Raw genomic sequence first — 23,824 nt, 5'->3', positions numbered from 1 at the left:
CGTGATCCTTAGTGGTAATGCGTTTAGCCCGGCATTTTCAGAGCGGTTGGCGAAATGATAACGCCATTATTGTCGGCATAAATGAATTCACCGGGGCGGAACGTGACACCCGCAAACGTCACGGGCACGTTGACATCGCCCACACCGCGACGGTTGCTCTTGAGCGGATGACTGGCCAAAGCCTGCACGCCGAGATCGGTTTGCGCGAGCACATCGACGTCGCGAATGCAGCCGTAAATAACAATACCTTCCCAGCCATTTTTTGCCGCCCTGTCTGCAATCATGTCGCCCAGCAAGGCATGACGCAGGGAACCGCCCCCATCGACCACCAGCACTTTGCCTTCACCGCTGAGTTCAGCCTGTTCCTTGACCCGGGAGTTGTCCTCGAAGCACTTGATGGTCACGATCTCGCCGCCAAAGGAGTCGCGCCCGCCGAAATTGCTGAACATGGGCTCAAGTACCTGCACCAGCTCAGGGTAGGCATCGCACAGATCGGGGGTGATGTAGTGATTCACGGGAAAGCTCCTGTTCAGGGTGGGCACAACAGTGAAAACAACGATAGCACTATGGGTTATAGACGCTTTGGACAAGCCCGGCTTTAAAAGTCGTCCAAGCCTCGAGCGGCAACCAATATCACATAAAAGAACACGTTATGACCACCTTGCGATATCGGGTCACACGCCATCCGCACCAGCTGCCGTATGAACGAAGCAGCTGCAGAAACACTGCAACTGTGGGAGCGAGCCTGCTCGCGAAGATCGTTCGCGAGCAGGCTCGCTCCCACAATAGAGGGCTTGACCTGCAACAGAGTATCTACAACGATTTCGTCGTGCCTTTTAGTAGCCAATCACGCACCAATGGCCACACTTCCTGCTGCGCAGACTGGCTGACCAGCATTTCAACGTGACTGTAATCAGAGCTGAAGCCATGCTCACGGCCAAGGGACACGAACATGCGCTGTTCTGAGCCCAACTGGTCGAACAGCTTGCGACACGCCCACTCCGGCGTTTGCCGATCACCCACCGCTGCCACCACCAGTGCCGGGACCTGAACCTCGGCCAAACCGGCCCACCAGTCGCGCTCGGCGTCCTTGAAACACCCCATAAAACCATTCCAGCGCAGGGTTTCCAGGGCGATGCTGACCGGCTCGTCTTCCGGGCCACGCTTGAGTCGCGTCCCCGACAGTTGCTTGAAGCGCTTCAACAACAGATAGGCACCCCACTCAATCGGAGGAATTTTCAGTGACCAGTAACGGCGATTGATCTGACAGCCAAAAAACGCCGCCGACGCCACATCCGACTCACTCAGATACTTGCCCCCCAAGGCCGCGGCCAAACTGATGGCACCCTGAGAATGGCCGAGCCAGTGCGGAACTTGCCCGCTTTGCTCGCGAACAAATGCCGCTATGGCTGGCAAGTCGTAGCGGGCATAGTCCGCCACGCGATTTTTAGCCCAGCTAATATTTCGTGACGAAAGACCATGGCCACGCATTTCGGGCAGCCACACATCAAACCCGGCACGCGCCAAAAACGCCCCTAGCCCTGCCCCCTTGGGCGAGTACCAAAAACGCCGATTGGAAAAACTGCCATGCAACAGGATGACCGGCACGCCGCGTACCTGGCTGTCGTCGGCCATCCCCAGGCGGGTCACCACCAGCTCAACGGAAATATCCGGGCTGTTGGCCGGTTTCAAGCGATAAACGTCTTCGCTCAGATCGCCCCGACGCTCAGCGCTGATCAGGGCAACGGGAAAAAGGAGACTGCTGCTTTGCATAATGCTCTTGCACAAAAAAGGGCGATTTCACACAGGAACTCGCCCTACCACTGCCTATAAAGAGCAGGGCAGCCCTTTGGCTGCCCTGCTCCACGCTCAACGACTCAAGCCTGCGCCTGACCCTCTGCAAGGAAGAACCAGGTTTCCAGAACGGTGTCCGGGTTCAGGGAAACACTTTCGATACCCTGCTCCATCAGCCATAGCGCCAGATCCGGGTGATCGGACGGGCCCTGGCCGCAAATACCGATGTACTTGCCAGCCTTGTTGCACGCCTGAATGGCGTTGGACAGCAGCTTTTTAACCGCCGGGTTGCGCTCATCAAACAGGTGCGCAATGACACCGGAGTCGCGGTCCAGACCCAGGGTCAGCTGAGTCAGGTCGTTGGAACCGATGGAGAAACCGTCGAAGAACTCCAGGAACTCTTCAGCCAGGATCGCGTTGGAAGGCAGTTCGCACATCATGATCACGCGCAGACCGTTTTCACCACGCTTGAGGCCGTTTTCCGCCAGCAGATCTATCACCTGGCTCGCTTCACCCAGGGTACGGACGAACGGCACCATGATTTCAACGTTGGTAAAGCCCATTTCGTTACGCACACGCTTGAGCGCACGGCATTCAAGCTCGAAGCAGTCGCGGAAGTTTTCACTGATGTAACGCGAAGCACCGCGGAAGCCCAGCATCGGGTTCTCTTCTTCAGGCTCGTACAGCTTGCCGCCGATCAGGTTGGCGTATTCGTTGGACTTGAAGTCCGACAGGCGCACGATAACTTTTTTCGGTGCAAAAGCGGCGGCCAGGGTGCTGATGCCTTCAACCAGTTTTTCGACGTAGAAGCCCACCGGATCGTTGTAGCCGGCGATGCGTTTGTCGACGCTGTCCTTGATTTCCTGTGGCAGGCCATCGTAGTTCAGCAGGGCTTTGGGGTGTACACCGATCATGCGGTTGATAATGAACTCCAGACGGGCCAGGCCCACACCGGCGTTCGGCAATTGCGCAAAGTCAAAGGCACGGTCCGGGTTGCCGACGTTCATCATGATCTTGAACGGCAGGTCCGGCATGGCGTCCACGGAGTTCTTCTTGATATCGAAGCCCAGTTCGCCTTCAAAGATAAACCCGGTATCGCCTTCAGCGCACGAAACGGTAACGCCCTGGCCGTCTTTCAACAGCTGGGTGGCGTTGCCGCAACCCACCACGGCCGGGATACCCAGCTCGCGAGCGATGATCGCCGCATGACAGGTACGACCGCCGCGGTTGGTGACGATGGCGCTGGCGCGCTTCATCACGGGTTCCCAGTCCGGGTCGGTCATGTCGGAGACCAGTACGTCGCCCGGCTGGACTTTATCCATTTCCGACACGTCCTTGATGATGCGGACCTTGCCTGCACCGATACGCTGGCCAATGGCGCGGCCTTCAGCCAGTACCGTACCGGTTTCCTTGAGCAGGTAACGCTCCATGACATTGCCGGCGCTGCGGCTTTTCACGGTTTCCGGGCGCGCCTGTACGATGTACAGCTTGCCGTCATCGCCGTCTTTGGCCCACTCGATGTCCATCGGGCACTTGTAGTGCTTCTCGATGATCATGGCTTGCTTGGCCAGTTCGCTGACTTCAGCATCGGTCAGGCAGAAACGCGCGCGATCGGCCTTTTCAACGTCGATCACCTTGACCGACTTGCCGGCCTTGGCTTCGTCACCGTAGATCATCTTGATGGCTTTGCTGCCCAGGTTGCGGCGCAAAATAGCCGGGCGACCCGCTTCCAGGGTTTGTTTGTGAACGTAGAATTCGTCCGGATTTACCGCACCTTGCACGACGGTCTCACCCAGGCCGTAGGCGCCGGTGATAAACACTACATCACGGAAGCCTGATTCAGTGTCCAGGGTAAACATCACGCCCGCGGTGCCGGTTTCGGAGCGCACCATGCGCTGTACGCCTGCAGACAGGGCGACCAGTTTGTGGTCAAAGCCCTGGTGCACGCGGTAAGAAATAGCGCGGTCGTTGAACAGGGAGGCAAATACTTCCTTGGCCGCACGAATGACGTTTTCAACGCCGCGGATATTCAGGAAGGTTTCTTGCTGACCGGCAAAGGACGCGTCCGGCAAGTCTTCGGCGGTGGCCGAGGAGCGCACGGCAACGGCCATGTCAGGGTTGCCCTGGGACAAAGCGGCAAAGGCGGTACGAATTTCGGCGTTAAGCTTCTCCGGGAACTCGGCTTCCATGATCCATTGACGGATCTGGGCACCGGTTTTGGCCAGGGCATTGACGTCATCTACATCGAGCGCATCCAGCGCAGCGTGGATCTGGTCGTTCAAACCACTCAGTTCGAGAAAATCACGATATGCCTGAGAAGTCGTGGCGAAGCCACCGGGAACTGAAACACCAGCGCCTGCAAGATTACTGATCATCTCGCCGAGGGATGCGTTCTTGCCCCCCACATGCTCCACGTCATGGGCGCCGAGCTTATCGAGGGAAACTACGTACTCTACCAAGGTGATCTCTCCACTAACGGTGTTGGGAAAAGCTCAGGGCGCTGGATCCTCATCATGAGGCATCACAGCGATTGTGGCCTGGACCTGGAAAATAAGTGACACTGCCTGTCATGTAGCGCGACAAAAGCGCGCCTATCATATCCAAGAATCGTCACCAGCTTAAGGCCCAAGGCGCAAATGAAACGATCTGCTTTCTTTATATCCGATGGCACCGGTATTACTGCCGAAACCCTGGGCCAGAGTTTGCTGGCACAATTCGAAAATGTGACCTTCAGCAAGTTCACGCGCCCCTACATAGACAGCGTGGAAAAAGCGCGGGCAATGGTACAACAAATCGATAACGCCGCCGAAAAAGACGGATTCAGCCCGATAATTTTCGACACTATCGTCAATCAGGACATTCGCGAAATCCTCGCCACGTCCAATGGTTTCATGATCGACATCTTCTCCAGTTTCCTTGCTCCACTGGAGCAGGCGCTGGGTGAACATTCCTCGTATTCGGTTGGCAAGTCCCACTCCATTGGCCACAACTCCAACTATATGGAGCGCATCGAGGCGGTGAACTTTGCCCTCGACAATGATGACGGCGCCCGCACACACAAGTACGACAAGGCCGACCTGATCCTGGTTGGCGTGTCCCGTTGCGGCAAAACCCCGACCTGCCTTTATATGGCCATGCAATTCGGCATCCGCGCTGCCAACTACCCGCTGACCGATGACGACATGGAAAGCCTCAAGCTGCCGGCTGCCCTGCGTGAACACAAACACAAGCTCTTCGGCCTGACCATCGACCCGGACCGCCTGACGGCCATCCGCAACGAACGCAAGCCCAACAGCCGCTACTCAAGCTTTGCCCAGTGCGAATTTGAAGTGCGCGAAGTTGAACGCCTGTTTCAGCGCGAAAACATTCCGCATATCAACTCCACGCATTTCTCGGTGGAAGAAATATCGGCCAAGATCCTGGTCGAAAAAGGCGTGGAGCGGCGATTCAAGTAACAGCCCTGAACACATGAAACCTGTGGGAGCGAGCCTGCTCGCGAAGCCGGTAAAGCCCTTTCGCGAGCAGGCTCGCTCCCACTTCTGGCTCAAATCACCAACAGGTCCACAAACCGGTTAACCGGCGTGGCCTCCAGCGCCTGCTGATCCTTGCACAGGGTAAAAATCTGCGCACACCGCTGGCTCACAAAACGGGTGGCCAGGTTGGCCCTGAACTTGTCCTCCAGCAATGGAATCCCCGCATCACGACGCCGACGATGGCCAATGGGGTATTCCACTTCCACCTGCCCGGTGCTGGTGCCATCGCTGAAAAAAACCTCGATGGCATTGGCAATTGAGCGTTTGTCTGCCTCCAGGTACTCGCGTGTGTAGCGCGGATTTTCGACCACTACCATTTTTTCCCGCAATTGGTCGATGATCGGGTGGGCCGCGTGAAAATCATCTTCGTAGTGTTCTGCTATCAGATTGCCAAACGCCAGCGGTACCGCGGTCATGTATTGAATACAGTGATCACGGTCCGCCGCGTTGGCCAATTTGCCTTGCTTGGAAATGATCCGAATCGCCGATTCGTGGGTTGTAATCACAATTTTCTCGATATCGTGCAAGCGGTCCTTGACCTGGGGATGCAAGGTCACCGCTGCTTCGCACGCAGTCTGCGCATGGAATTCGGCCGGGAAGCTGATCTTGAACAGCACGTTTTCCATTACATAGGTGCCATAGGGCTGGCTCAGGCTGAACTGGCGCTGATCCTCGGGCTTGAGCGCCAGATCCTTGTTGGTATGGCTGAACAGCACATCGTAGAAGCCCCATTGCGGCGCCGTCAGCACCCCGGGGATGCCCATTTCACCGCGTAACGCAATGTCAGCCAGACGCACCCCGCGACTCGACGCATCCCCGGCGGCCCAGGATTTACGCGATCCGGCGTTCGGCGCATGACGATAGGTGCGCAACGCCTGCCCATCCACAAAAGCATGGGACAGCGCCGACAGCAACTGCTCGCGAGTGGCGCCCATCAGTTTGGCGCACACCGCCGTCGAGGCGACCTTGACCAGCAGAACATGGTCCAGGCCAACACGATTGAAAGAGTTTTCCAGGGCAATCACGCCCTGAATTTCATGGGCCATGATCATTGCTTCGAGCACCGCCCGCATCGTCATCGGCGCTTCGCCATTGGCTACACGTTTTTGCGAGAGGTGGTCGGCTACCGCCAGAATACCGCCCAGATTATCCGAAGGATGGCCCCACTCCGCCGCCAGCCAGGTGTCGTTGTAGTCCAGCCAGCGCACGATACAGCCGATGTCCCATGCCGCCTTGACCGGGTCCAGGCGGAACGAAGTACCTGGGACCCTCGCGCCAAAAGGTACAACCGTGCCCTCGACGAAAGGCCCCAGGTGCTTGGTGCACTCCGGAAAACGCAGCGCCAGCAGGCCGCAGCCCAAGATATCCATCAGGCAGTTGCGGGCAGTATCGAGGGCTTCGGGGGAGGTGATGGTGTAGGTCAGGACATAATCGGCAATGTCCTGCAAAACCTTGTCGTAATCGGGGCGGTTGTTGAGGTCGACGTTGGCGCTCATGGGGCAGTCTCCAAAGAGTGGGTAAGGGTCGTTTTCCATCCTCAGGTTCATCGTGATTTTGCGGGTCTAAATGCCCGTTTGATGTATCAGAATCAAAAGCCCCTCACCCTGGCCCTCTCCCGGAGGGAGAGGGCCAGGGTGAGGGCAAAGGGTTCACCCGATCAAAAAGAATCACCCGGCACCCGCACCCAGCCTTCCATCAGTACCCGCGCACTGCGGCTCATGATGGCTTTGGTCACGGTCCATTCGCCGTCAACCTGCCGGGCTTCGGCACCCACGCGCAAGGTGCCCGAGGGATGGCCAAAGCGCACGGCATCGCGCTGTTCACCACCGGCCGCCAGGTTGACCAGCGTGCCCGGGATCGCCGCAGCCGTACCGATGGCCACCGCAGCGGTGCCCATCATGGCGTGGTGCAACTTGCCCATCGACAAGGCCCGCACCAGCAAATCCACACTCTGGGCACTGACCGGCTTGCCGCTGGATGACACGTAGTCCGCAGGCCCGGCAACAAAGGCGACCTTGGGCGTGTGCTGACGCTTGGCCGCGTCTTCAAGCTTGTCTATCAGGCCCATGCGCAACGCACCGTGAGCACGGATAGTTTCGAACATGGCCAGGGCTTTAGGGTCGCTGTTGATGTCGTTCTGTAGCTCTGCACCGCTGTAACCGATATCCCGCGCATTGACGAAAATCGTCGGAATCCCGGCATTGATCATGGTCACATTCAAGGTGCCGACACCCGGTACTTCAAGGTCGTCCACCAGGTTACCGGTTGGAAACATCGAACCGCCTGCCCCCTCTTCATCCGCTGCCGGGCTGATAAATTCCAACTGCACCTCTGCGGCCGGGAAGGTCACGCCGTCGAGTTCAAAATCGCCGGTTTCCTGTACCGCACCGTCGGTGATCGGCACATGGGCAATGATGGTCTTGCCAATATTGGCCTGCCAGATACGTACCACCGCCGTACCATTGCGGGGGATACGAGCGGGATCCACCAGGCCGCTGCTGACCGCGAACGACCCGACCGCCGCAGACAGGTTGCCGCAGTTGCCGCTCCAGTCCACAAAGGGCTTGTCGATCGCGACCTGACCGAACAGGTAATCGACATCATGATCCGCACGCAGGCTTTTGCTGACGATCACGGTTTTGCTGGTGCTGGAAGTGGCCGCGCCCATGCCGTCGATCTGTTTTTCGTAAGGGTCTGGGCTACCGATCACGCGCAACAACAAGGCATCACGGGCGGCACCCGGTACCTGAGCCACGGCGGGAAGGTCCAGCAGACTGAAGAACACGCCTTTACTGGTGCCGCCACGCATATAGGTCGCGGGAATTCTGATTTGCGCTGCGTAGGCCATATCACTGAGTCCTGTAGTAGCCGGGGCTCGTGGCCCCGGCGCTGGGGTTAGGCTGTCGCCGATTCCAGGAAGTCCTGGGCAAAACGCTGCAACACGCCGCCTGCTTCGTAGATCGAGACTTCTTCCGCAGTATCCAGGCGGCAGGTCACCGGCACTTCCAGGCGCTCACCATTTTTGCGGGTGATCACCAGGGTCAGCGTGGCACGCGGGGTGCGTTCGCCGATCACGTCGTAGGTTTCACTGCCGTCGATTTGCAGGGTTTTGCGGTTGGTGCCCGGCAAAAATTCCAGTGGCAACACGCCCATGCCCACCAGGTTGGTACGGTGAATACGCTCAAAGCCCTCGGCCGCAATGGCCTCGACCCCTGCCAGGCGCACCCCTTTGGCCGCCCAGTCACGGGACGAACCCTGACCGTAATCGGCGCCCGCGATAATGATCAACGGCTGCTTGCGCTCCATGTAGGTTTCGATGGCTTCCCACATGCGCATCACCTGCCCTTCGGGCTCAAGGCGAGTCAGGGAGCCCTGTTTGACCTTGCCGTCCTCGATCACCATTTCGTTGAACAGTTTCGGGTTGGCGAAGGTCGCGCGCTGGGCCGTCAGGTGGTCGCCGCGGTGCGTTGCGTATGAGTTGAAGTCGACTTCCGGCAAGCCCATTTTCGCCAGATATTCGCCTGCGGCGCTGTCGAGCATGATGGCGTTGGAGGGCGACAAGTGGTCTGTGGTGATGTTGTCCGGCAGTACCGCCAGCGGGCGCATGCCCTTGAGCGGACGAGCCCCGGCCAACGCACCTTCCCAGTACGGCGGACGGCGGATGTACGTGCTCTGCGGGCGCCAGTCATACAGCGGCTCGACTTTCGGGCCGGTGTCTTCATGAATGGCGAACATCGGGATATACACCTGGCGGAACTGCTCCGGCTTCACGGCGGCCTTGACCACAGCGTCGATTTCTTCATCGCTCGGCCAGATGTCTTTCAGGCGGATTTCCTTGCCATTGGCGTCCAGGCCCAATACATCTTTCTCGATATCGAAGCGGATAGTGCCGGCAATCGCGTAGGCCACCACCAGCGGCGGCGAGGCGAGAAACGCCTGTTTGGCGTAAGGGTGAATACGCCCGTCAAAGTTGCGGTTGCCCGACAGTACAGCCGTGGCGTACAGGTCGCGGTCGATGATTTCCTGCTGGATGGCCGGGTCCAGGGCACCGGACATACCGTTGCAGGTGGTGCAGGCAAATGCCACCACGCCAAACCCCAGTTTTTCCAGTTCATGGGTCAAACCGGCTTCGTCCAGATACAGGGCCACGGTTTTGGAGCCCGGCGCCAGCGAGGTTTTGACCCACGGTTTGCGGCTCAGGCCAAGCTGGTTGGCATTGCGCGCCATCAAGCCCGCAGCGATCACGTTGCGCGGGTTGCTGGTATTCGTGCAGCTGGTGATCGCCGCGATGATGACCGCGCCGTCGGGCATTTGCCCCGGCACTTCGTCCCATTGACCGGCGATGCCTTTGGCCGCCAGATCAGTGGTGGCCACACGGGCGTGCGGGTTGCTCGGTCCGGCCATGTTGCGCACTACCGACGACAGGTCAAAGCTCAGGCTGCGCTCGTACTGCGCACCCTTCAGGCTGTCGGCCCACAGGCCGCTGACCCTGGCGTAGTTCTCCACCAGTTGCACTTGCTGATCTTCACGACCAGTCAGCTTGAGGTAGTCAATGGTTTGCTGGTCGATGTAAAACATCGCAGCCGTGGCGCCGTATTCAGGAGCCATGTTGGAAATGGTGGCACGGTCGCCCAGGGTCAGCGCTGCGGCACCTTCACCGAAGAACTCCAGCCAGGCACCGACCACTTTCTGCTTGCGCAGGAACTCGGTGAGCGCCAGCACCATATCGGTGGCGGTAATGCCCGGTTGCAGCTTGCCGGTCAGTTCGACGCCGACGATTTCCGGCAGGCGCATCCACGAGGCACGGCCAAGCATCACGCTTTCGGCCTCAAGACCACCGACACCAATGGCGATCACGCCCAGCGAATCCACGTGAGGGGTGTGGCTGTCAGTGCCTACGCAGGTATCCGGGAAGGCCACACCGTCGCGCACCTGGATCACCGGAGACATTTTCTCCAGGTTGATCTGGTGCATGATGCCGTTGCCCGGCGGGATCACATCAACGTTTTTAAAGGCTTTTTTGGTCCACTCGATAAAGTGGAAGCGGTCTTCGTTGCGACGGTCCTCGATGGCGCGGTTCTTTTCGAACGCCTCGGGGTCGTAGCCGCCGCATTCCACCGCCAGCGAGTGGTCGACGATCAGTTGGGTCGGCACTACCGGATTGACCTGGGCCGGATCACCACCCTGCTGGGCGATGGCGTCACGCAGGCCGGCGAGGTCGACCAGCGCGGTCTGGCCGAGAATGTCGTGGCACACCACACGCGCCGGGAACCACGGAAAGTCGAGATCGCGCTTGCGATCGATCAACTGGCTCAGCGATGCATTCAGGGTGGCAGGATCACAGCGGCGTACCAGGTTTTCGGCCAGTACGCGGGAGGTGTAAGGCAATGTGTCGTACGCACCGGGCTTGATCGCATCGACGGCCGCACGGGTGTCGAAATAATCCAGCCGGGTGCCCGGTAATGTTTTGCGAAATTCAGTATTCATTGGCGCAGGACTCGATCACGGTAGTTACAAAAGAGGGAACCGGCTCCCACCTTCAGCGGGAGCCAGTGGCCTCACTCAGCGACGTTCGATTGGCACGAACTTGCGCTGTTCTACGCCGATGTATTCGGCGCTCGGACGGATGATGCGGTTGTTGGCACGCTGCTCGAACACATGCGCCGCCCAGCCGGTCAGGCGTGAGCAGACAAAGATCGGGGTAAACAGCTTGGTCGGGATACCCATGAAGTGATACGCCGAGGCATGGTAGAAATCGGCGTTGGGGAACAGCTTCTTTTGTTCCCACATGGTTTTGTCGATCGCTTCGGAGACCGGGAACAACACGGTGTCGCCCACTTCGTCGGCGAGTTTTTTCGACCAGCCCTTGATCACTTCGTTACGCGGGTCGCTGTCTTTGTAGATCGCATGGCCAAAGCCCATGATCTTGTCCTTGCGCGCCAGCATGCCGAGGGTGCCTTGCACCGCCTCTTCTGCCGAGTCGAAGCGTTCGATCATTTCCATCGCCGCCTCGTTGGCGCCGCCGTGCAGCGGGCCGCGCAGCGAGCCGATCGCTGCAGTGATGCATGAATACAGGTCGGACAAGGTCGAGGCACAAACACGGGCAGTAAAGGTCGAAGCGTTGAACTCGTGCTCGGCGTAAAGGATCAGTGACACGTTCATCACCTTGACGTGCAACTCGCTCGGTTTTTTGTCGTGCAGCAAGTGCAGGAAGTGGCCGCCGATCGACTCTTCGTCGGTTACGCAGTGAATGCGCTTGCCGTCATGGCTGAAGCGATACCAGTAGCACATGATCGCCGGGAAGGCGGCCAGCAGGCGGTCGGTCTTGTCCTGTTGCTCGGCGAAGTCTTTCTCCGGCTCGATATTGCCCAGGAACGAGCAACCGGTGCGCATCACGTCCATCGGGTGGGCGTCGGCGGGAATGCGCTCCAGCACTTCTTTCAATGCCTGGGGCAGATCGCGCAGCTTTTGCAGCTTGGCCGTGTAGGCAGCCAGTTGGGTCTTGGTCGGCAGTTCGCCATATAACAGCAGGTAAGCCACTTCTTCAAAGCGTGCTTCGGCCGCCAGTTCACGTACGTCATAACCACGATAAGTGAGGCCTGCGCCTTCCTGGCCTACGGTGGACAGGGCCGTTTGCCCGGCCACCTGGCCGCGTAGTCCGGCACCACTCAATACTTTTGCTTCGGCCATTGCGCTTCTCCAATCTTGAATTTGTTAGGGATTCGGCAACTACTGGGTTCAATACATACCTGTGTGGGAGCGAGCCTGCTCGCGATTCAGGCAACACGGTTTGCCTGAATCACTGCGGTGACCCTATCGCGAGCAAGCCCGCGCCCACAGAGTCACAGTGTTCTGTTACTTCTTCGCGGCAAACAACGCATCGAGTTTCTGCTCGAACTCGTGGTAGTTGATGGCATCGTAAAGTTCCATGCGGGTTTGCATGGTGTCGATCACGTTTTGCTGGGTGCCGTCGCGGCGGATCGCGGTGTAGACGTTTTCGGCCGCCTTGTTCATGGCCCGGAATGCCGACAGCGGATACAGCACCAGCGATACGTCAGCACCGGCCAGTTGCTCGGTGGTGTACAGCGGCGTGGCACCGAATTCGGTGATATTGGCCAGGATCGGGGCTTTGACCCGGTTGGCAAACAGTTTGTACATCTCAAGCTCGGTAATGGCTTCCGGGAACACCATGTCAGCACCCGCTTCAACACAGGCCGCGGCACGTTCCAGGGCTGACTCAAGCCCTTCCACCGCCAGCGCATCGGTTCGCGCCATGATCACGAAGCTGTCATCGGTACGCGCATCGACGGCGGCCTTGATACGGTCGACCATTTCCTGCAGCGAAACGATTTCCTTGTTCGGGCGATGACCGCAACGCTTGGCGCCTACCTGGTCTTCAATGTGAATCGCCGCAGCGCCGAACTTGATCATCGACTTGACCGTGCGGGACACGTTGAAAAACGAAGAGCCGAAGCCGGTATCCACGTCCACCAGCAATGGCAGATCACATACATCGGTAATGCGTCGTACATCAGTCAGTACATCGTCCAGACCCGTAATACCCAGATCAGGTACGCCCAGCGACCCGGCTGCGACGCCTCCACCCGATAGATAGATGGCCTTGAAACCCGCACGCTTGGCCAGCAGCGCATGATTGGCGTTGATCGCACCCACCACTTGCAAAGGATGTTCGCTTGCAACTGCATCACGGAAACGCTGGCCTGGACTGTTTTTATTGCTCATGACTCACCTCGTGGAGTGGCTGTCTGCTGGGCACCGTCTTGGTAATGACGGGCAATATTGCGTTTAGATGCGCCGATATGTCGGCGCATCAACAATTCGGCCAGTTCGCCGTCGCGATCGGCAATGGCATCGAGAATCCGGTGATGCTCGGCAAACGCCTGATGTGGACGGTTGGGCGTGGCGGAAAACTGGATGCGGTACATGCGCACCAACTGGTACAACTCGCCACAGAGCATTTGCGTCAGGGTGCGATTGCCACTGCCCTGAATAATTTTGTAATGAAAATCGAAGTCGCCTTCTTGCTGGTAGTAACCGACGCCCGCCTGAAACGCCTCATCGCGCTCATGGGTTTCGAGCACCTGGCGTAGCTCAGCGATGTCTTCGTCACTCATGCGTTCGGCGGCCAGGCGGCAGGCCATGCCTTCAAGGGACTCGCGAATTTCGTAGAGTTCGATCAGCTCGGCATGGCTCAGCGACACGACCCGCGCCCCGACATGGGGGACGCGCACCAACAAACGCTGGCCTTCAAGGCGATGGATGGCTTCGCGCAATGGCCCGCGGCTGATGCCGTAGGTGCGCGCCAGTTCGGGCTCGGAGATCTTGCTTCCCGGGGCGATTTCGCCTTTGACAATAGCCGCCTGAATGCGCCGAAAAACGTTCTCGGAAAGGGTTTCCGAGTCGTCCTGGGCGATCGTGGCAGGTTCCAGTGCTTGCAGCATATTGTCGACACCTTGAAAATCAATAGTGCTGAAATTAGCTATTTCAGCCCTGATAGTCAAAGAATAAATCGACATTGTCGACAATCCAAGAATACGACCTTGGTTGTATCGACAGGGTTGATCGCCGCTTGCAAGCGCCTCGGCGCTGGCGCCATAAAACCATCATGTTAGAATGCCGACCGCATCCGCCCTGCCCTCATCCATAGGGCAGCCGCACGAGGAAACTTGCGCTCCTGCCAGTCGCCTTGAACTGAAGATTGCAAGAGACGTGCTTCGATTTATGAAATTGCTTCCCCTCTATATCCTCGCCTTCCTGCTGTGCATACCCGGCCTGAGCCTGGCTGGCGAAAAAACCGTGTACGGCCTCAACGAATACGCTGAACTGGCAGGTATCGACCTGCAGGTGGCGGCCAAACTCGACACCGGCGCCAAGACCGCCTCGCTCAGCGCCCGAGATATCAAGCGCTTCAAGCGTGATGGCGAGAGCTGGGTACGCTTTTACCTGGCCATCGATGATGCCCACTCGCACCCCATCGAACGCCCGCTGGCCCGTGTCAGCAAGATCAAGCGACGCTCGGGTGATTACGATCCTGAGTCCGACAAGAACTACACCTCGCGCCCGGTTATTTCCCTGGAAATCTGCATGGGCAAGGCTTTACGCACCATCGAAGTGAACTTGACCGATAGAAGTGCGTTCCAATACCCGCTGTTGATTGGCTCCGAAGCGCTCAAACGCTTTGATGCGCTGGTCGACCCAAGCCTTAAATACGCTGCTGGCAAACCTGCCTGCGTCGCCAACGCTCAAACCGCAGAGTAATTGAAATGCGCGCTCTTACCCTTCACCTGAAAATCTTGATCACCATCCTTGTGGTGCTGGGCATTTCGATTACGGCCTATCAGATTTTCGTCCTCGGCATTCCTGTGACCGAAGACGCCACGGACGACTTGTGGAATATCGACGCCAAGGTCGAGTTCGTCGCCAGCTCCAAAGACCCGGTCAAGATCCAGATGTTCGTGCCGCCGCTTAACCGCGACTACGTCAGCCTCAACGAGAGCTTTATCTCCAACAACTACGGGGTGAGCGTCAACCGGGTTGACGGCAACCGCAAGGTCACCTGGTCGGCACGCCGGGTCAGTGGCAAGCAAACCCTGTACTACCGCCTGGTGTTGACCAAGCGCTACTCGGGCGACAAGACCAAGGTCAAAGGCCCGGTGTTCCGCGACAGCATCGCCGTGGAAGGCCCGGAAAAAATCGCCGCCGAAGCCTTGCTTGCACCTATCCGCCAGCACTCGGCCGATGTCGAAACCTTTATCAGCGAAACCATCAAGCGCGTCAGCAATGCCAATGATGACAACGTGAAACTGCTGCTGGCGGGTGATCCTTCGACTGCGCACAAGGCACAAATCATCGAGCTGCTGCTGTCGATTGCCCACGTTCCAATGGAAAAAGTCCACACCATCCGCCTGGTGGCCGACCAGCCGCAAACCCCGGAACTGTGGCTGCGCAGCTTTAACGGCAACGACTGGCTGTACTTCAACCCGGAAACCGGCGAACAGGGCCTGCCATCCGACCGCCTGCTGTGGTGGATCGGCGACGAACCGATGGTAACCGTCGATGGCGGCAAAAAAGCCAACGTTACCTTCAGCCTGAACAACAGCGAAATGAACGCCATTCGCCTGGCCAAGCTGACCGACGAAAACACCGACGCCAACTTCCTCGAATACTCACTGTACGGCTTGCCGCTGCAGACCCAGCAAACCTTCATGATCATGGTCATGATCCCGATCGGGGTACTGGTGATCCTGATTCTGCGCAACCTGATCGGCCTGCAAACCCTGGGCACATTCACCCCGGTACTGATTGCCCTGGCCTTCCGCGAGACCCAACTGGGCTTCGGCATCATCCTCTTTACGGTGATCACCGCACTTGGGCTGACGCTACGTTCCTACCTTGAACACTTGAAGCTGCAGATGCTGCCACGCCTGTCTGTAGTACTGACCTTTGTCGTTATCCTGATCGCGGCCATCAGCCTGTTCAGCCACAAGCTGGGTCTGGAGCGCGGGCTTTCAGTCGCCTTGTTCCCGATGGTGATTCTGACGATGACCATCGAGCGCCTGTCGATCACCTGGGAAGAGCGCGGTGGCGGGCATGCCATGAAGGTCGCGATCGGCACCCTGTTCGCAGCCACCCTGGCGTATCTGGTCATGAGCGTGCCGGAACTGGTGTACTTCGTGTTCACCTTCCCGGCGATCCTGCTGATCATGGTGGGCTTCATGCTGGCAATGGGTCGCTATCGTGGCTACCGCCTGACCGAACTGGTGCGTTTCAAAGCATTCTTGAAGGCTGACTCCTGATGTTCGGCTTCTGGAAGACCTGGAAGGCCCTGGAAGCCCGGGGCATCATGGGCATTAATCGGCGCAATGCGGACTACGTACTCAAGTACAACAAACGCAGCCTGTATCCGATTGTGGATGACAAGATCATCACCAAGGAACGTGCAATCAAAGCGGGCATTCACGTACCTGAGATGTACGGCGTGATTTCCACCGAGAAAGAAATCGAAAAGCTGGATGACATCATCGGTGACCGCAACGACTTCGTGATCAAGCCCGCACAAGGCGCGGGCGGTGACGGCATTCTGGTGATCGCGGACCGCTTCGAAGACCGCTTCCGTACCGTCTCGGGCAAGATCATCAGCCATGAAGAGATCGAACATCAGATTTCCAGCATCCTCACCGGCCTGTACTCCCTGGGTGGTCACCGGGACCGGGCATTGATCGAATACCGAGTAACCCCGGACCAGATCTTCAAAAGCATCAGCTACGAAGGCGTGCCGGATATCCGCATCATCGTGCTGATGGGTTACCCGGTAATGGCCATGCTGCGCCTGCCTACCCGGCAATCGGGCGGCAAGGCCAACCTGCACCAGGGCGCCATCGGTGTTGGCGTCGACCTGGCCACCGGCCTGACCCTGCGTGGCACCTGGCTGAACAACATCATCAGCAAGCACCCCGACACCACCAACGCGGTGGACGGCGTGCAACTGCCCAACTGGGACGGTTTCATGAAGCTGGCGGCCGGTTGCTACGAGTTATGCGGCCTGGGCTACATAGGCGTGGACATGGTTCTCGATCAGGATAAAGGCCCGCTGATTCTGGAACTCAACGCCCGTCCGGGCCTGAATATCCAGATTGCCAACGATTGCGGCCTGACCCTGCGCACCCACGCAGTCGAGGCCCACCTCGAAGAACTGGCCGCCAAAGGCATCAAGGAAACACCGGAAGAGCGCGTGCGCTTTGCCCAGGAACTATTCGGCCATATTCACCCGCCCGAATAAGCGTTTTCACACCTTTGGGAGCGGGCTTGCTCGCGATGCTATCAACGCGTTTTACCTGCTAAACCGCGTCGCTTCTATCGCGAGCAAGCCCGCTCCCACAGTTCTCGCAGTCCCCACAAGCCGCATAGATTTGCAACCCTGCACAGGACTACAATCAGCCCCCCCCGCTCCGATGGCTGATTTGCTGCGCATGTTGACCTGCTCCGTACACCCGCTGCCTTACCTCGCCAACCCTGCCGACTATTTTTCGGCCATTCGCAATGCACCCGGCGCCGTGCTGCTCGACAGTGGCCGCCCCACTGCAGACCGTGGTCGCTTTGACCTGATGAGCGCATGGCCTGAGGCGGAACTGACCCTGCAGCCAGACGAGTCGGGGCGCGACTTTCTGCAACGCCTGCGTGAAGGCCTCAAGCAACTGGGCGCTGCCAGCCTCCCGGACGAATACGAGCTGCCGTTTGCTGGCGGTCTGATCGGTTACCTGAGTTACGACTTTGGCCGACAACTCGAACAGCTGCCCGCCAACGCCCGGGATGACCTGCACCTGCCCGAAGCGCAATTGGGCCTGTATGCCTGGGCGCTGATCAGTGACCATTATGCAGCCACCAGCCAGCTTGTATTTCACCCAAGCCTCGAAACAGCAGAGCGCCAGCGCCTGATCCAGTTGTTCAGCCAGCCTGCCCCGTCGCACAACAAGCCATTCAATCTCAAGCAACCGATGCAGCCGGATATCAGCGCCAGCCAGTACCAGCAGGCTCTGGAACAGATCCATCGGTATATCCAGGCGGGCGACTGCTATCAGGTCAATTACACCCAGCGCTTCAGCGGCCAGTGCGAGGGCGATGCCTGGAGTGCCTATGGCGCATTGCGCGCGGCCTGCCCCACACCTTTTTCCGGCTTTATGAGCCTGGCGGGCGGCAACGCGATCCTGAGCCTCTCTCCTGAACGCTTTGTACGGATAAGTCAGAATCAAGTGGAAACCCGACCGATCAAAGGCACCCGCCCAAGGGGCAAAGACAGCCGCGAAGATGCAGCCAACGCCGCCGAACTGCTGGCCAGCCCCAAGGATCGCGCAGAAAACCTGATGATCGTCGATTTGCTGCGCAACGACCTGGGGCGCACCTGCCGCACCGGTTCGGTGAGCGTGCCGCAGTTGTTTACACTCGAAAGCTATCCCAACGTCCATCACCTGGTGAGCAGCGTGATCGGCGAACTGGCCGATGGCAAAGACGCCCTGGACCTGATTGGCGACAGCTTCCCGGGCGGCTCGATTACCGGTGCCCCGAAAATCCGCGCCATGCAGATCATCGACGAGCTGGAACCCACCCGACGCAGCATTTACTGCGGCTCTCTGCTGTACCTCGACGTGCGTGGCGAAATGGACAGCTCCATCGCCATCCGCAGCCTGCTGGTCAAGGACGGGCGCATCAGTTGCTGGGGCGGCGGCGGCATTGTGGCCGACTCCGACTGGCAGGATGAATACCAGGAATCCATCACCAAAGTGAAGGTACTGCTCGATACGCTGCAAACCCTGTAGCCCGCGCTTTTTGATAAGATCACGAGACTAGAGAGCGCCCAGCGCCATTCACTGCAGGAAGCCGCCTGATGAGCCATCCGTTTGACGTCGCCGAACTCGCCGCGACATACGCCAGCAAGTCCCCGCAAGATATTCTCAAACTCGCCTTTGAACATTTTGGCGACGAACTCTGGATCTCCTTCAGCGGCGCCGAAGACGTGGTGCTGGTGGACATGGCCTGGAAGCTCAACAAGAACGTCAAGGTGTTCAGCCTCGACACCGGCCGCCTGCACCCCGAGACCTACCGATTTATCGAACAGGTACGTGAACATTACAAGATCCAGATCGAGCTGATCTCGCCGGATCAAAGCAAGCTCGAACCCTTCGTCAAAGAGAAAGGCCTGTTCAGCTTCTATAAAGACGGCCATGGCGAATGCTGCGGCATACGCAAGATCGAGCCGCTGCGACGCAAGCTGTCGACAGTCAAGGCCTGGGCCACCGGCCAGCGCCGCGACCAGAGCCCCGGCACCCGCAGCCAGGTTGCCGCCCTGGAAATTGACGGCGCGTTCTCCACACCCGAGCGCACACTGTACAAGTTCAACCCGCTGGCACAAATGACCAGCGAGGAAGTCTGGGGCTATATCCGCATGCTGGAGCTGCCTTACAACAGCCTGCATGAACGCGGCTTTATCAGCATCGGCTGCGAGCCCTGCACCCGTCCGGTACTGCCCAACCAGCACGAGCGCGAAGGCCGCTGGTGGTGGGAAGAAGCCACGCAAAAAGAATGCGGGCTGCATGCCGGCAATTTGATCGCGAAGAACTAAAACACCCGCCTCCACACTCTGTGGGAGCGGGCTTGCTCGCGATGGATACAACGCGGTGTACCTGCCACACCGAGGCGATCCCATCGCGAGCAAGCCCGCTCCCACAGTTGCAAGTGACCGCTTCATTTCATCGCCCGCCTTGCGTTTACCCCGGACTTTCGCTGAGAATTGGTAATTATTCTCAATAACATTTAGGCAGCGTCCTATGTCTTCGGGTGAACCGTCCTACCAGAGCGCTATTACCGAACTGTACTGCGAGCATCACGGCTGGCTGTTTGGCTGGCTACGCAGAAAGCTCGGTTGCGCGCAAAATGCCGCCGATCTGGCCCAGGACACCTTCGCCCGAATTCTCAATGCCCGCGAGTCGGTAGCCACCCTGCGCGAGCCCCGGGCCTTTTTGAGCACCACGGCACGCCGCCTGATCATCGATCAGGTGCGCCGCAAACAGATAGAAAACGCCTACTTGCAAGAACTTGCGCTGACCGCCGAGGCACTCGAAGGCTATCAATCACCCGAGCAAATTCTTACCACCCTGGAAGCCCTGGAGCAGATCGCCTTTATTCTCGAAGGCATGCAGGACAAAGCCCGCCAGGCCTTTGTGCTGTATTACCTGGACGGCCTGACCCAGTGCCAAATCGCCCGGCAACTGGGCCTGTCTGACCGCACCGTGCGCAAGTACCTTATCCAGGCCCTGCTGCATTGCAGCCACAGCCTGAACACCTGAGCCCGCATGCCCGAACAGCCCGATTCAATAGACGAACAAGCCGCCGAATGGATCCTTCGCCTGCACGAGGAAGGCTTCAGCGAGGGCTTGCGCCTGGAATTCGAGCGCTGGAAACAGCAAAGCCCGCAACACGCCGCCGCAGCCCGGCGCATGCAAGATGTCATCAACCGCCTACAGGCGTTGCGCCAGCAGTCGACGCCAGCCAAGGCAGCGCTCAATGCCGCTTTTGCCGGGCGCAAGGCAGTCACCCGACGCAAACATGCCTTGCGCGCCCTGCTGATTGCCGGCTGCCTGGCCCTGCCGGCCACCCTGCTGGTGCAAAGCCATTATCCCGAGCAATGGCTGGCCGATATCAGCACCGGCCCCAATGACTGGAAAACACAGCGCCTGGCCGACAACTCGAGCATTACCCTCAGCGGCACCAGCGCGCTCAATGTACATTTTGACGGCCAGGCGCGGCGCATTGAACTACTGCAAGGTGAAGTACTGGTCGACGTCGCCCATGACAGCGCCCGGCCATTTTTCGTGGAAACAGCCCAAGGCAGCATGCGCGCCCTGGGCACCCGCTTTGTAGTCAAGCGCCAGGGTGACACCACCGTATTGAGCATGTTGCAGTCTCGCGTCGCCGCGCAAAGCGCGAACGAGCAGCAAACCCTGGAGGTGAGTGCAGGCTCCCGGGCGCTGATTCGCCAGGGCTCGGTCGAACTGGCTGGCAGCATCTCCCCGGCCAGCATCGATCAGGCTTGGGAGCGCCATCAACTGGTGGTTGAAGATCAGCCGCTGCCACAGGTGCTTGATGAAATTTCCCGCCATCGACGCGGGCACCTGCAGTTTGATCGCAACACCCTGGCCGGCCTGCGCGTCTCGGCTGTACTGCCTCTGGACGATACCGACCGGGCGTTGCAACTGATCGCCGACACCTTGCCCCTGCAGATCAAAACCTACACACCCTGGCTGGTTGTGATCAGCCAGCTGCACACCCCTGAAAAATAATAATTCCCATTCGTTCCGCTTTTGTCGAGTCAGCCGTCAAGGTAGGTAACAACGACTCATAAAGGACTACGTCTTCCATGCTGACCTCCTACAAACCCCTTGCGCTGGCGATTCACTTGATCGTTGCGTCGGCGGCTGGCGTGGCATACGCCGCCACTGCCCAGGCACAAACTGCAGCCGTACAGAGCTACGACATACCCGCAGGCCCGCTGAGCAACGCACTGAACCGCTTCGCGCAACAAGCCGGCGTGGCGATCATTTTTCAGTCGAGCAACCTGGAAGGCCTGTCGACTCCGGGCCTGCAGGGTGCCTACAACGAACATGACGGATTCGAAGCCTTGTTGCGGGGCAGCGGCTATACCATGGTCAAAGGCGCCAACGGCTACAGGCTCGACGCCCTGCCCGCGGCAGGCGGCGCACTGGAGTTGGGCGCCACCCAGGTCAGCGCCAACCAGCTCGGGACTATCACCGAAGGCACCGGTTCCTACACCCCCGGCTCCATCGCGACAGCAACACGCATGGTACTGACGCCAAGGGAAACCCCCCAGTCCATTTCCGTGGTGACCCGCCAGGCCATGGACGATTTCGGCATGAACTCCATCGATGACGTGATGCGCCACACCCCCGGCATCACCGTGGCCACCTATGACAGCGATCGCACCAGCTATTACTCCCGTGGTTTTGCGATCAAGAACTTCCAGTACGACGGCATCCCCATCTTGCAAGACCCGCAGTACTCGGCCGGGCACACCCTGACTGACACCGCCATCTATGACCGGGTCGAAATCCTGAAAGGCGCAACCGGCCTGCTCACCGGCGCTGGCGGACCGGGCGGTACCATCAATATGGTGCGCAAAAAACCGACCCGCGAATTCAAGGTCCATATCGATGTGGGCGCAGGCTCCTGGGAAAACTACCGCTCCGAAATCGATGTCAGCGGGCCATTAACCGAGAGCGGCAATGTGCGTGGCCGGGCCGTGGCGGCTTACCAGGACAAGCACTCATTCATGGATCACTACAAGCGTGACAGCGAGGTTTACTACGGCATTCTTGAAGTGGATCTGAGCCCCGACACCCTGCTGACCCTGGGTGCCGATTATCAGGACAACAACCCCAAAGGTTCCAGCTGGTCAGGTAGCGCATCACTGTTCAACTCCAAAGGTGACCGGATCAGCACCCCGCGCTCATTCAACAATGGCGCCAAATGGAGCAGTTGGGAGCAATACACCCGCACGGTGTTCTCAACCCTGGAACACAACTTTGCCAACGGCTGGGTAGTCAAAGGCCAGTACAACCACCAGATCAACGGCTATAACGCCCCGCTGGGCGCCCTGCTTGACCCGGACGCCACTACCGGGCTGGCAAAAATGCTCGCCCGCAAATACACCGGCGAATACGTCAGCGACAGCGGTGACCTGTTTGCCACCGGTCCGTTCAGCCTGCTGGGGCGCGAACATGAACTGGTCGTCGGCGGCTCGGTGTCCAAATCGCACTGGACTGGCAAGGACTATACCAATGCCAATATGGTCAACAACGCCTACGACTACTACAACTGGAAAGGCAACAGCCTTGAGCCGGACTGGGGCAATGTCACTTCATACAACGATGAAACAACACGCCAGACCGGTACCTACGTGACCGGCCGCTTCAGCCTGACCGACGACCTTAAACTGATGCTGGGCACCCGGGTTGCCAATTACACCCTGACCGGCACCAGCCAGGCCAAGGACACGGGCAAAGTGCTGCCCTACGCAGCCCTGATCTACGACATCAATGACAATATTTCGGCCTATACCAGCTACACGGAGATTTTCCTGCCGCAGTCGTATTACCGCGATCGCGACAACAAGATGCTTGAGCCGGATGAAGGCACCAACTACGAGCTGGGGCTGAAAGGCGAGTTCTTTGATGGCCGCCTGAATTCAAGCCTGGCCTACTTTGAAGTGCATCAGGACAACCGTCCTGAAGCAGACATGGCCTACAACGGCAATCCGACCAACCCGGACATCGACTACGCCTACAAGGGTATCAAGGCCACGACCAAGGGTTACGAAGCAGAGATCTCCGGTGAACTGATGCCAGGCTGGCAATTGCAGGCGGGGTACACCCACAAGGTCAGCCGTGACCAGGGCGGCACAAAGGTCTCGACCTGGGAACCGGAAGACCAGATCAACCTGTACATCAGCTACAAGCTGACCGGCGATCTGGACAAACTGACCCTGGGCGGCGGCGTTCGCTGGCAGAGCACCGGCTGGCAGATGCTGACCAACTGGAACAAGGGCGGCACCGTGGAAAAATTCTCCCAGGACCCGTACTGGCTGGTTGATCTGATGGCGCGCTATCAGATTTCGAAAAACCTGTCGGCCACGGTCAATCTGAACAACGCATTCGACAAGTCGTATTACACCAATATCGGTTTTTATAACTCGTCGTACTACGGTGACCCTCGCAATGTGATGGTGACCACGCGCTGGGATTTCTAAACCCCACACACCACAAAACACCCGCGCACAAAAAAGCCTGCACTAAGCAGGCTTTTTTGTTGATCACAAGCGTTCAAGGGGCCTGTGTTCAGAATATGGCGCAGCGGACGGGACTCGAACCCGCGACCCCCGGCGTGACAGGCCGGTATTCTAACCGACT

Annotated in this window: 18 protein-coding genes; 9 read left to right on the top strand and 9 right to left on the bottom strand. The window is 58.7% G+C overall.

Annotated elements, in window-relative coordinates; translation table 11 throughout:
* Nucleotides 1–23: 23 nt before the first annotated feature.
* The 3 genes from rraA to ppsA form a co-directional block, all read right to left on the bottom strand.
* Nucleotides 24–515: a ribonuclease E activity regulator RraA gene (gene rraA, locus GHO42_RS25180; protein WP_095019625.1), complete on the bottom strand. Its 492-nt coding sequence runs from the start codon at nt 513–515 to the stop codon at nt 24–26.
* A 298-nt stretch (nt 516–813) separates the two neighbouring features.
* The gene (locus tag GHO42_RS25175; RefSeq protein ID WP_153328264.1) at nt 814–1,773 is read right to left on the bottom strand and encodes an alpha/beta fold hydrolase; all 960 of its coding nucleotides are present in this window, start codon (nt 1,771–1,773) and stop codon (nt 814–816) included.
* 104 nt (nt 1,774–1,877) lie between these two features.
* Complete coding sequence (gene ppsA / locus GHO42_RS25170) at nt 1,878–4,253, bottom strand: phosphoenolpyruvate synthase (RefSeq protein WP_095003117.1); 2,376 nt, start codon at nt 4,251–4,253, stop codon at nt 1,878–1,880.
* A gap of 177 nt (nt 4,254–4,430) precedes the next feature.
* Here ppsA and GHO42_RS25165 point away from each other — a divergent pair, with 177 nt between their 5' ends.
* The gene (locus GHO42_RS25165; RefSeq protein WP_016779906.1) at nt 4,431–5,249 is read left to right on the top strand and encodes a pyruvate, water dikinase regulatory protein; all 819 of its coding nucleotides are present in this window, start codon (nt 4,431–4,433) and stop codon (nt 5,247–5,249) included.
* 89 nt (nt 5,250–5,338) lie between these two features.
* Here GHO42_RS25165 and prpD read toward each other — a convergent pair whose 3' ends face one another.
* From prpD to GHO42_RS25135, 6 genes are all read right to left on the bottom strand, one after another.
* Entirely contained in the window at nt 5,339–6,823 is a 1,485-nt protein-coding gene (gene prpD, locus GHO42_RS25160) for a 2-methylcitrate dehydratase (protein ID WP_153328262.1), read from the bottom strand.
* 161 nt (nt 6,824–6,984) lie between these two features.
* Nucleotides 6,985–8,175: a 2-methylaconitate cis-trans isomerase PrpF gene (gene prpF, locus GHO42_RS25155; protein WP_095027251.1), complete on the bottom strand. Its 1,191-nt coding sequence runs from the start codon at nt 8,173–8,175 to the stop codon at nt 6,985–6,987.
* Between the two features lie 47 nt (nt 8,176–8,222).
* Complete coding sequence (acnD, locus tag GHO42_RS25150; protein WP_095003114.1) at nt 8,223–10,814, bottom strand: Fe/S-dependent 2-methylisocitrate dehydratase AcnD; 2,592 nt, start codon at nt 10,812–10,814, stop codon at nt 8,223–8,225.
* 75 nt (nt 10,815–10,889) lie between these two features.
* Nucleotides 10,890–12,017, bottom strand: a complete 1,128-nt coding sequence (prpC, locus tag GHO42_RS25145) for a 2-methylcitrate synthase (RefSeq protein ID WP_133144870.1) — start codon at nt 12,015–12,017, stop codon at nt 10,890–10,892.
* Nucleotides 12,018–12,182: 165 nt separating this feature from the next.
* Nucleotides 12,183–13,070 (bottom strand): methylisocitrate lyase, encoded by an 888-nt coding sequence (gene prpB / locus GHO42_RS25140; RefSeq protein WP_019827683.1) that lies wholly within the window; start codon nt 13,068–13,070, stop codon nt 12,183–12,185.
* The gene (locus tag GHO42_RS25135; RefSeq protein WP_095003169.1) at nt 13,067–13,789 is read right to left on the bottom strand and encodes a GntR family transcriptional regulator; all 723 of its coding nucleotides are present in this window, start codon (nt 13,787–13,789) and stop codon (nt 13,067–13,069) included. Before GHO42_RS25135 ends, prpB begins: the two co-directional genes overlap by 4 nt.
* A 280-nt stretch (nt 13,790–14,069) precedes the next feature.
* Here GHO42_RS25135 and GHO42_RS25130 point away from each other — a divergent pair, with 280 nt between their 5' ends.
* From GHO42_RS25130 to GHO42_RS25095, 8 genes are all read left to right on the top strand, one after another.
* Complete coding sequence (locus GHO42_RS25130) at nt 14,070–14,606, top strand: ATP-dependent zinc protease (protein WP_095003112.1); 537 nt, start codon at nt 14,070–14,072, stop codon at nt 14,604–14,606.
* A 5-nt stretch (nt 14,607–14,611) separates the two neighbouring features.
* Nucleotides 14,612–16,144, top strand: coding sequence for an inactive transglutaminase family protein (locus tag GHO42_RS25125; RefSeq protein WP_095003111.1), 1,533 nt, complete (start codon nt 14,612–14,614; stop codon nt 16,142–16,144).
* A complete protein-coding gene (locus GHO42_RS25120) occupies nt 16,144–17,127 on the top strand; it encodes an alpha-L-glutamate ligase-like protein (RefSeq protein ID WP_095003110.1) in 984 nt (327 codons plus the stop codon). Before GHO42_RS25125 ends, GHO42_RS25120 begins: the two co-directional genes overlap by 1 nt.
* A 190-nt stretch (nt 17,128–17,317) precedes the next feature.
* Nucleotides 17,318–18,661: an aminodeoxychorismate synthase component I gene (gene pabB / locus GHO42_RS25115; RefSeq protein ID WP_095019650.1), complete on the top strand. Its 1,344-nt coding sequence runs from the start codon at nt 17,318–17,320 to the stop codon at nt 18,659–18,661.
* 68 nt (nt 18,662–18,729) lie between these two features.
* Nucleotides 18,730–19,464, top strand: a complete 735-nt coding sequence (locus GHO42_RS25110; RefSeq protein ID WP_095003109.1) for a phosphoadenylyl-sulfate reductase — start codon at nt 18,730–18,732, stop codon at nt 19,462–19,464.
* A 205-nt stretch (nt 19,465–19,669) separates the two neighbouring features.
* On the top strand, nt 19,670–20,188 hold the full coding sequence (locus GHO42_RS25105) for a sigma-70 family RNA polymerase sigma factor (protein WP_095003108.1): 519 nt from the start codon (nt 19,670–19,672) through the stop codon (nt 20,186–20,188).
* 6 nt (nt 20,189–20,194) lie between these two features.
* Nucleotides 20,195–21,181 carry a FecR family protein gene (locus GHO42_RS25100; protein ID WP_095019620.1) on the top strand — a complete coding sequence of 329 codons (987 nt, stop codon included), beginning with the start codon at nt 20,195–20,197 and terminating at the stop codon, nt 21,179–21,181.
* Between the two features lie 77 nt (nt 21,182–21,258).
* A complete protein-coding gene (locus GHO42_RS25095; protein ID WP_153328260.1) occupies nt 21,259–23,664 on the top strand; it encodes a TonB-dependent siderophore receptor in 2,406 nt (801 codons plus the stop codon).
* Nucleotides 23,665–23,824 lie beyond the last annotated feature (160 nt).

The organism is Pseudomonas sp. FSL R10-0056 (genome assembly GCF_009600105.1).
GTDB classification, from domain to species: Bacteria; Pseudomonadota; Gammaproteobacteria; order Pseudomonadales; family Pseudomonadaceae; genus Aquipseudomonas; species Aquipseudomonas bubulae.
This window is presented reverse-complemented; position numbering and strand designations above follow the sequence as displayed.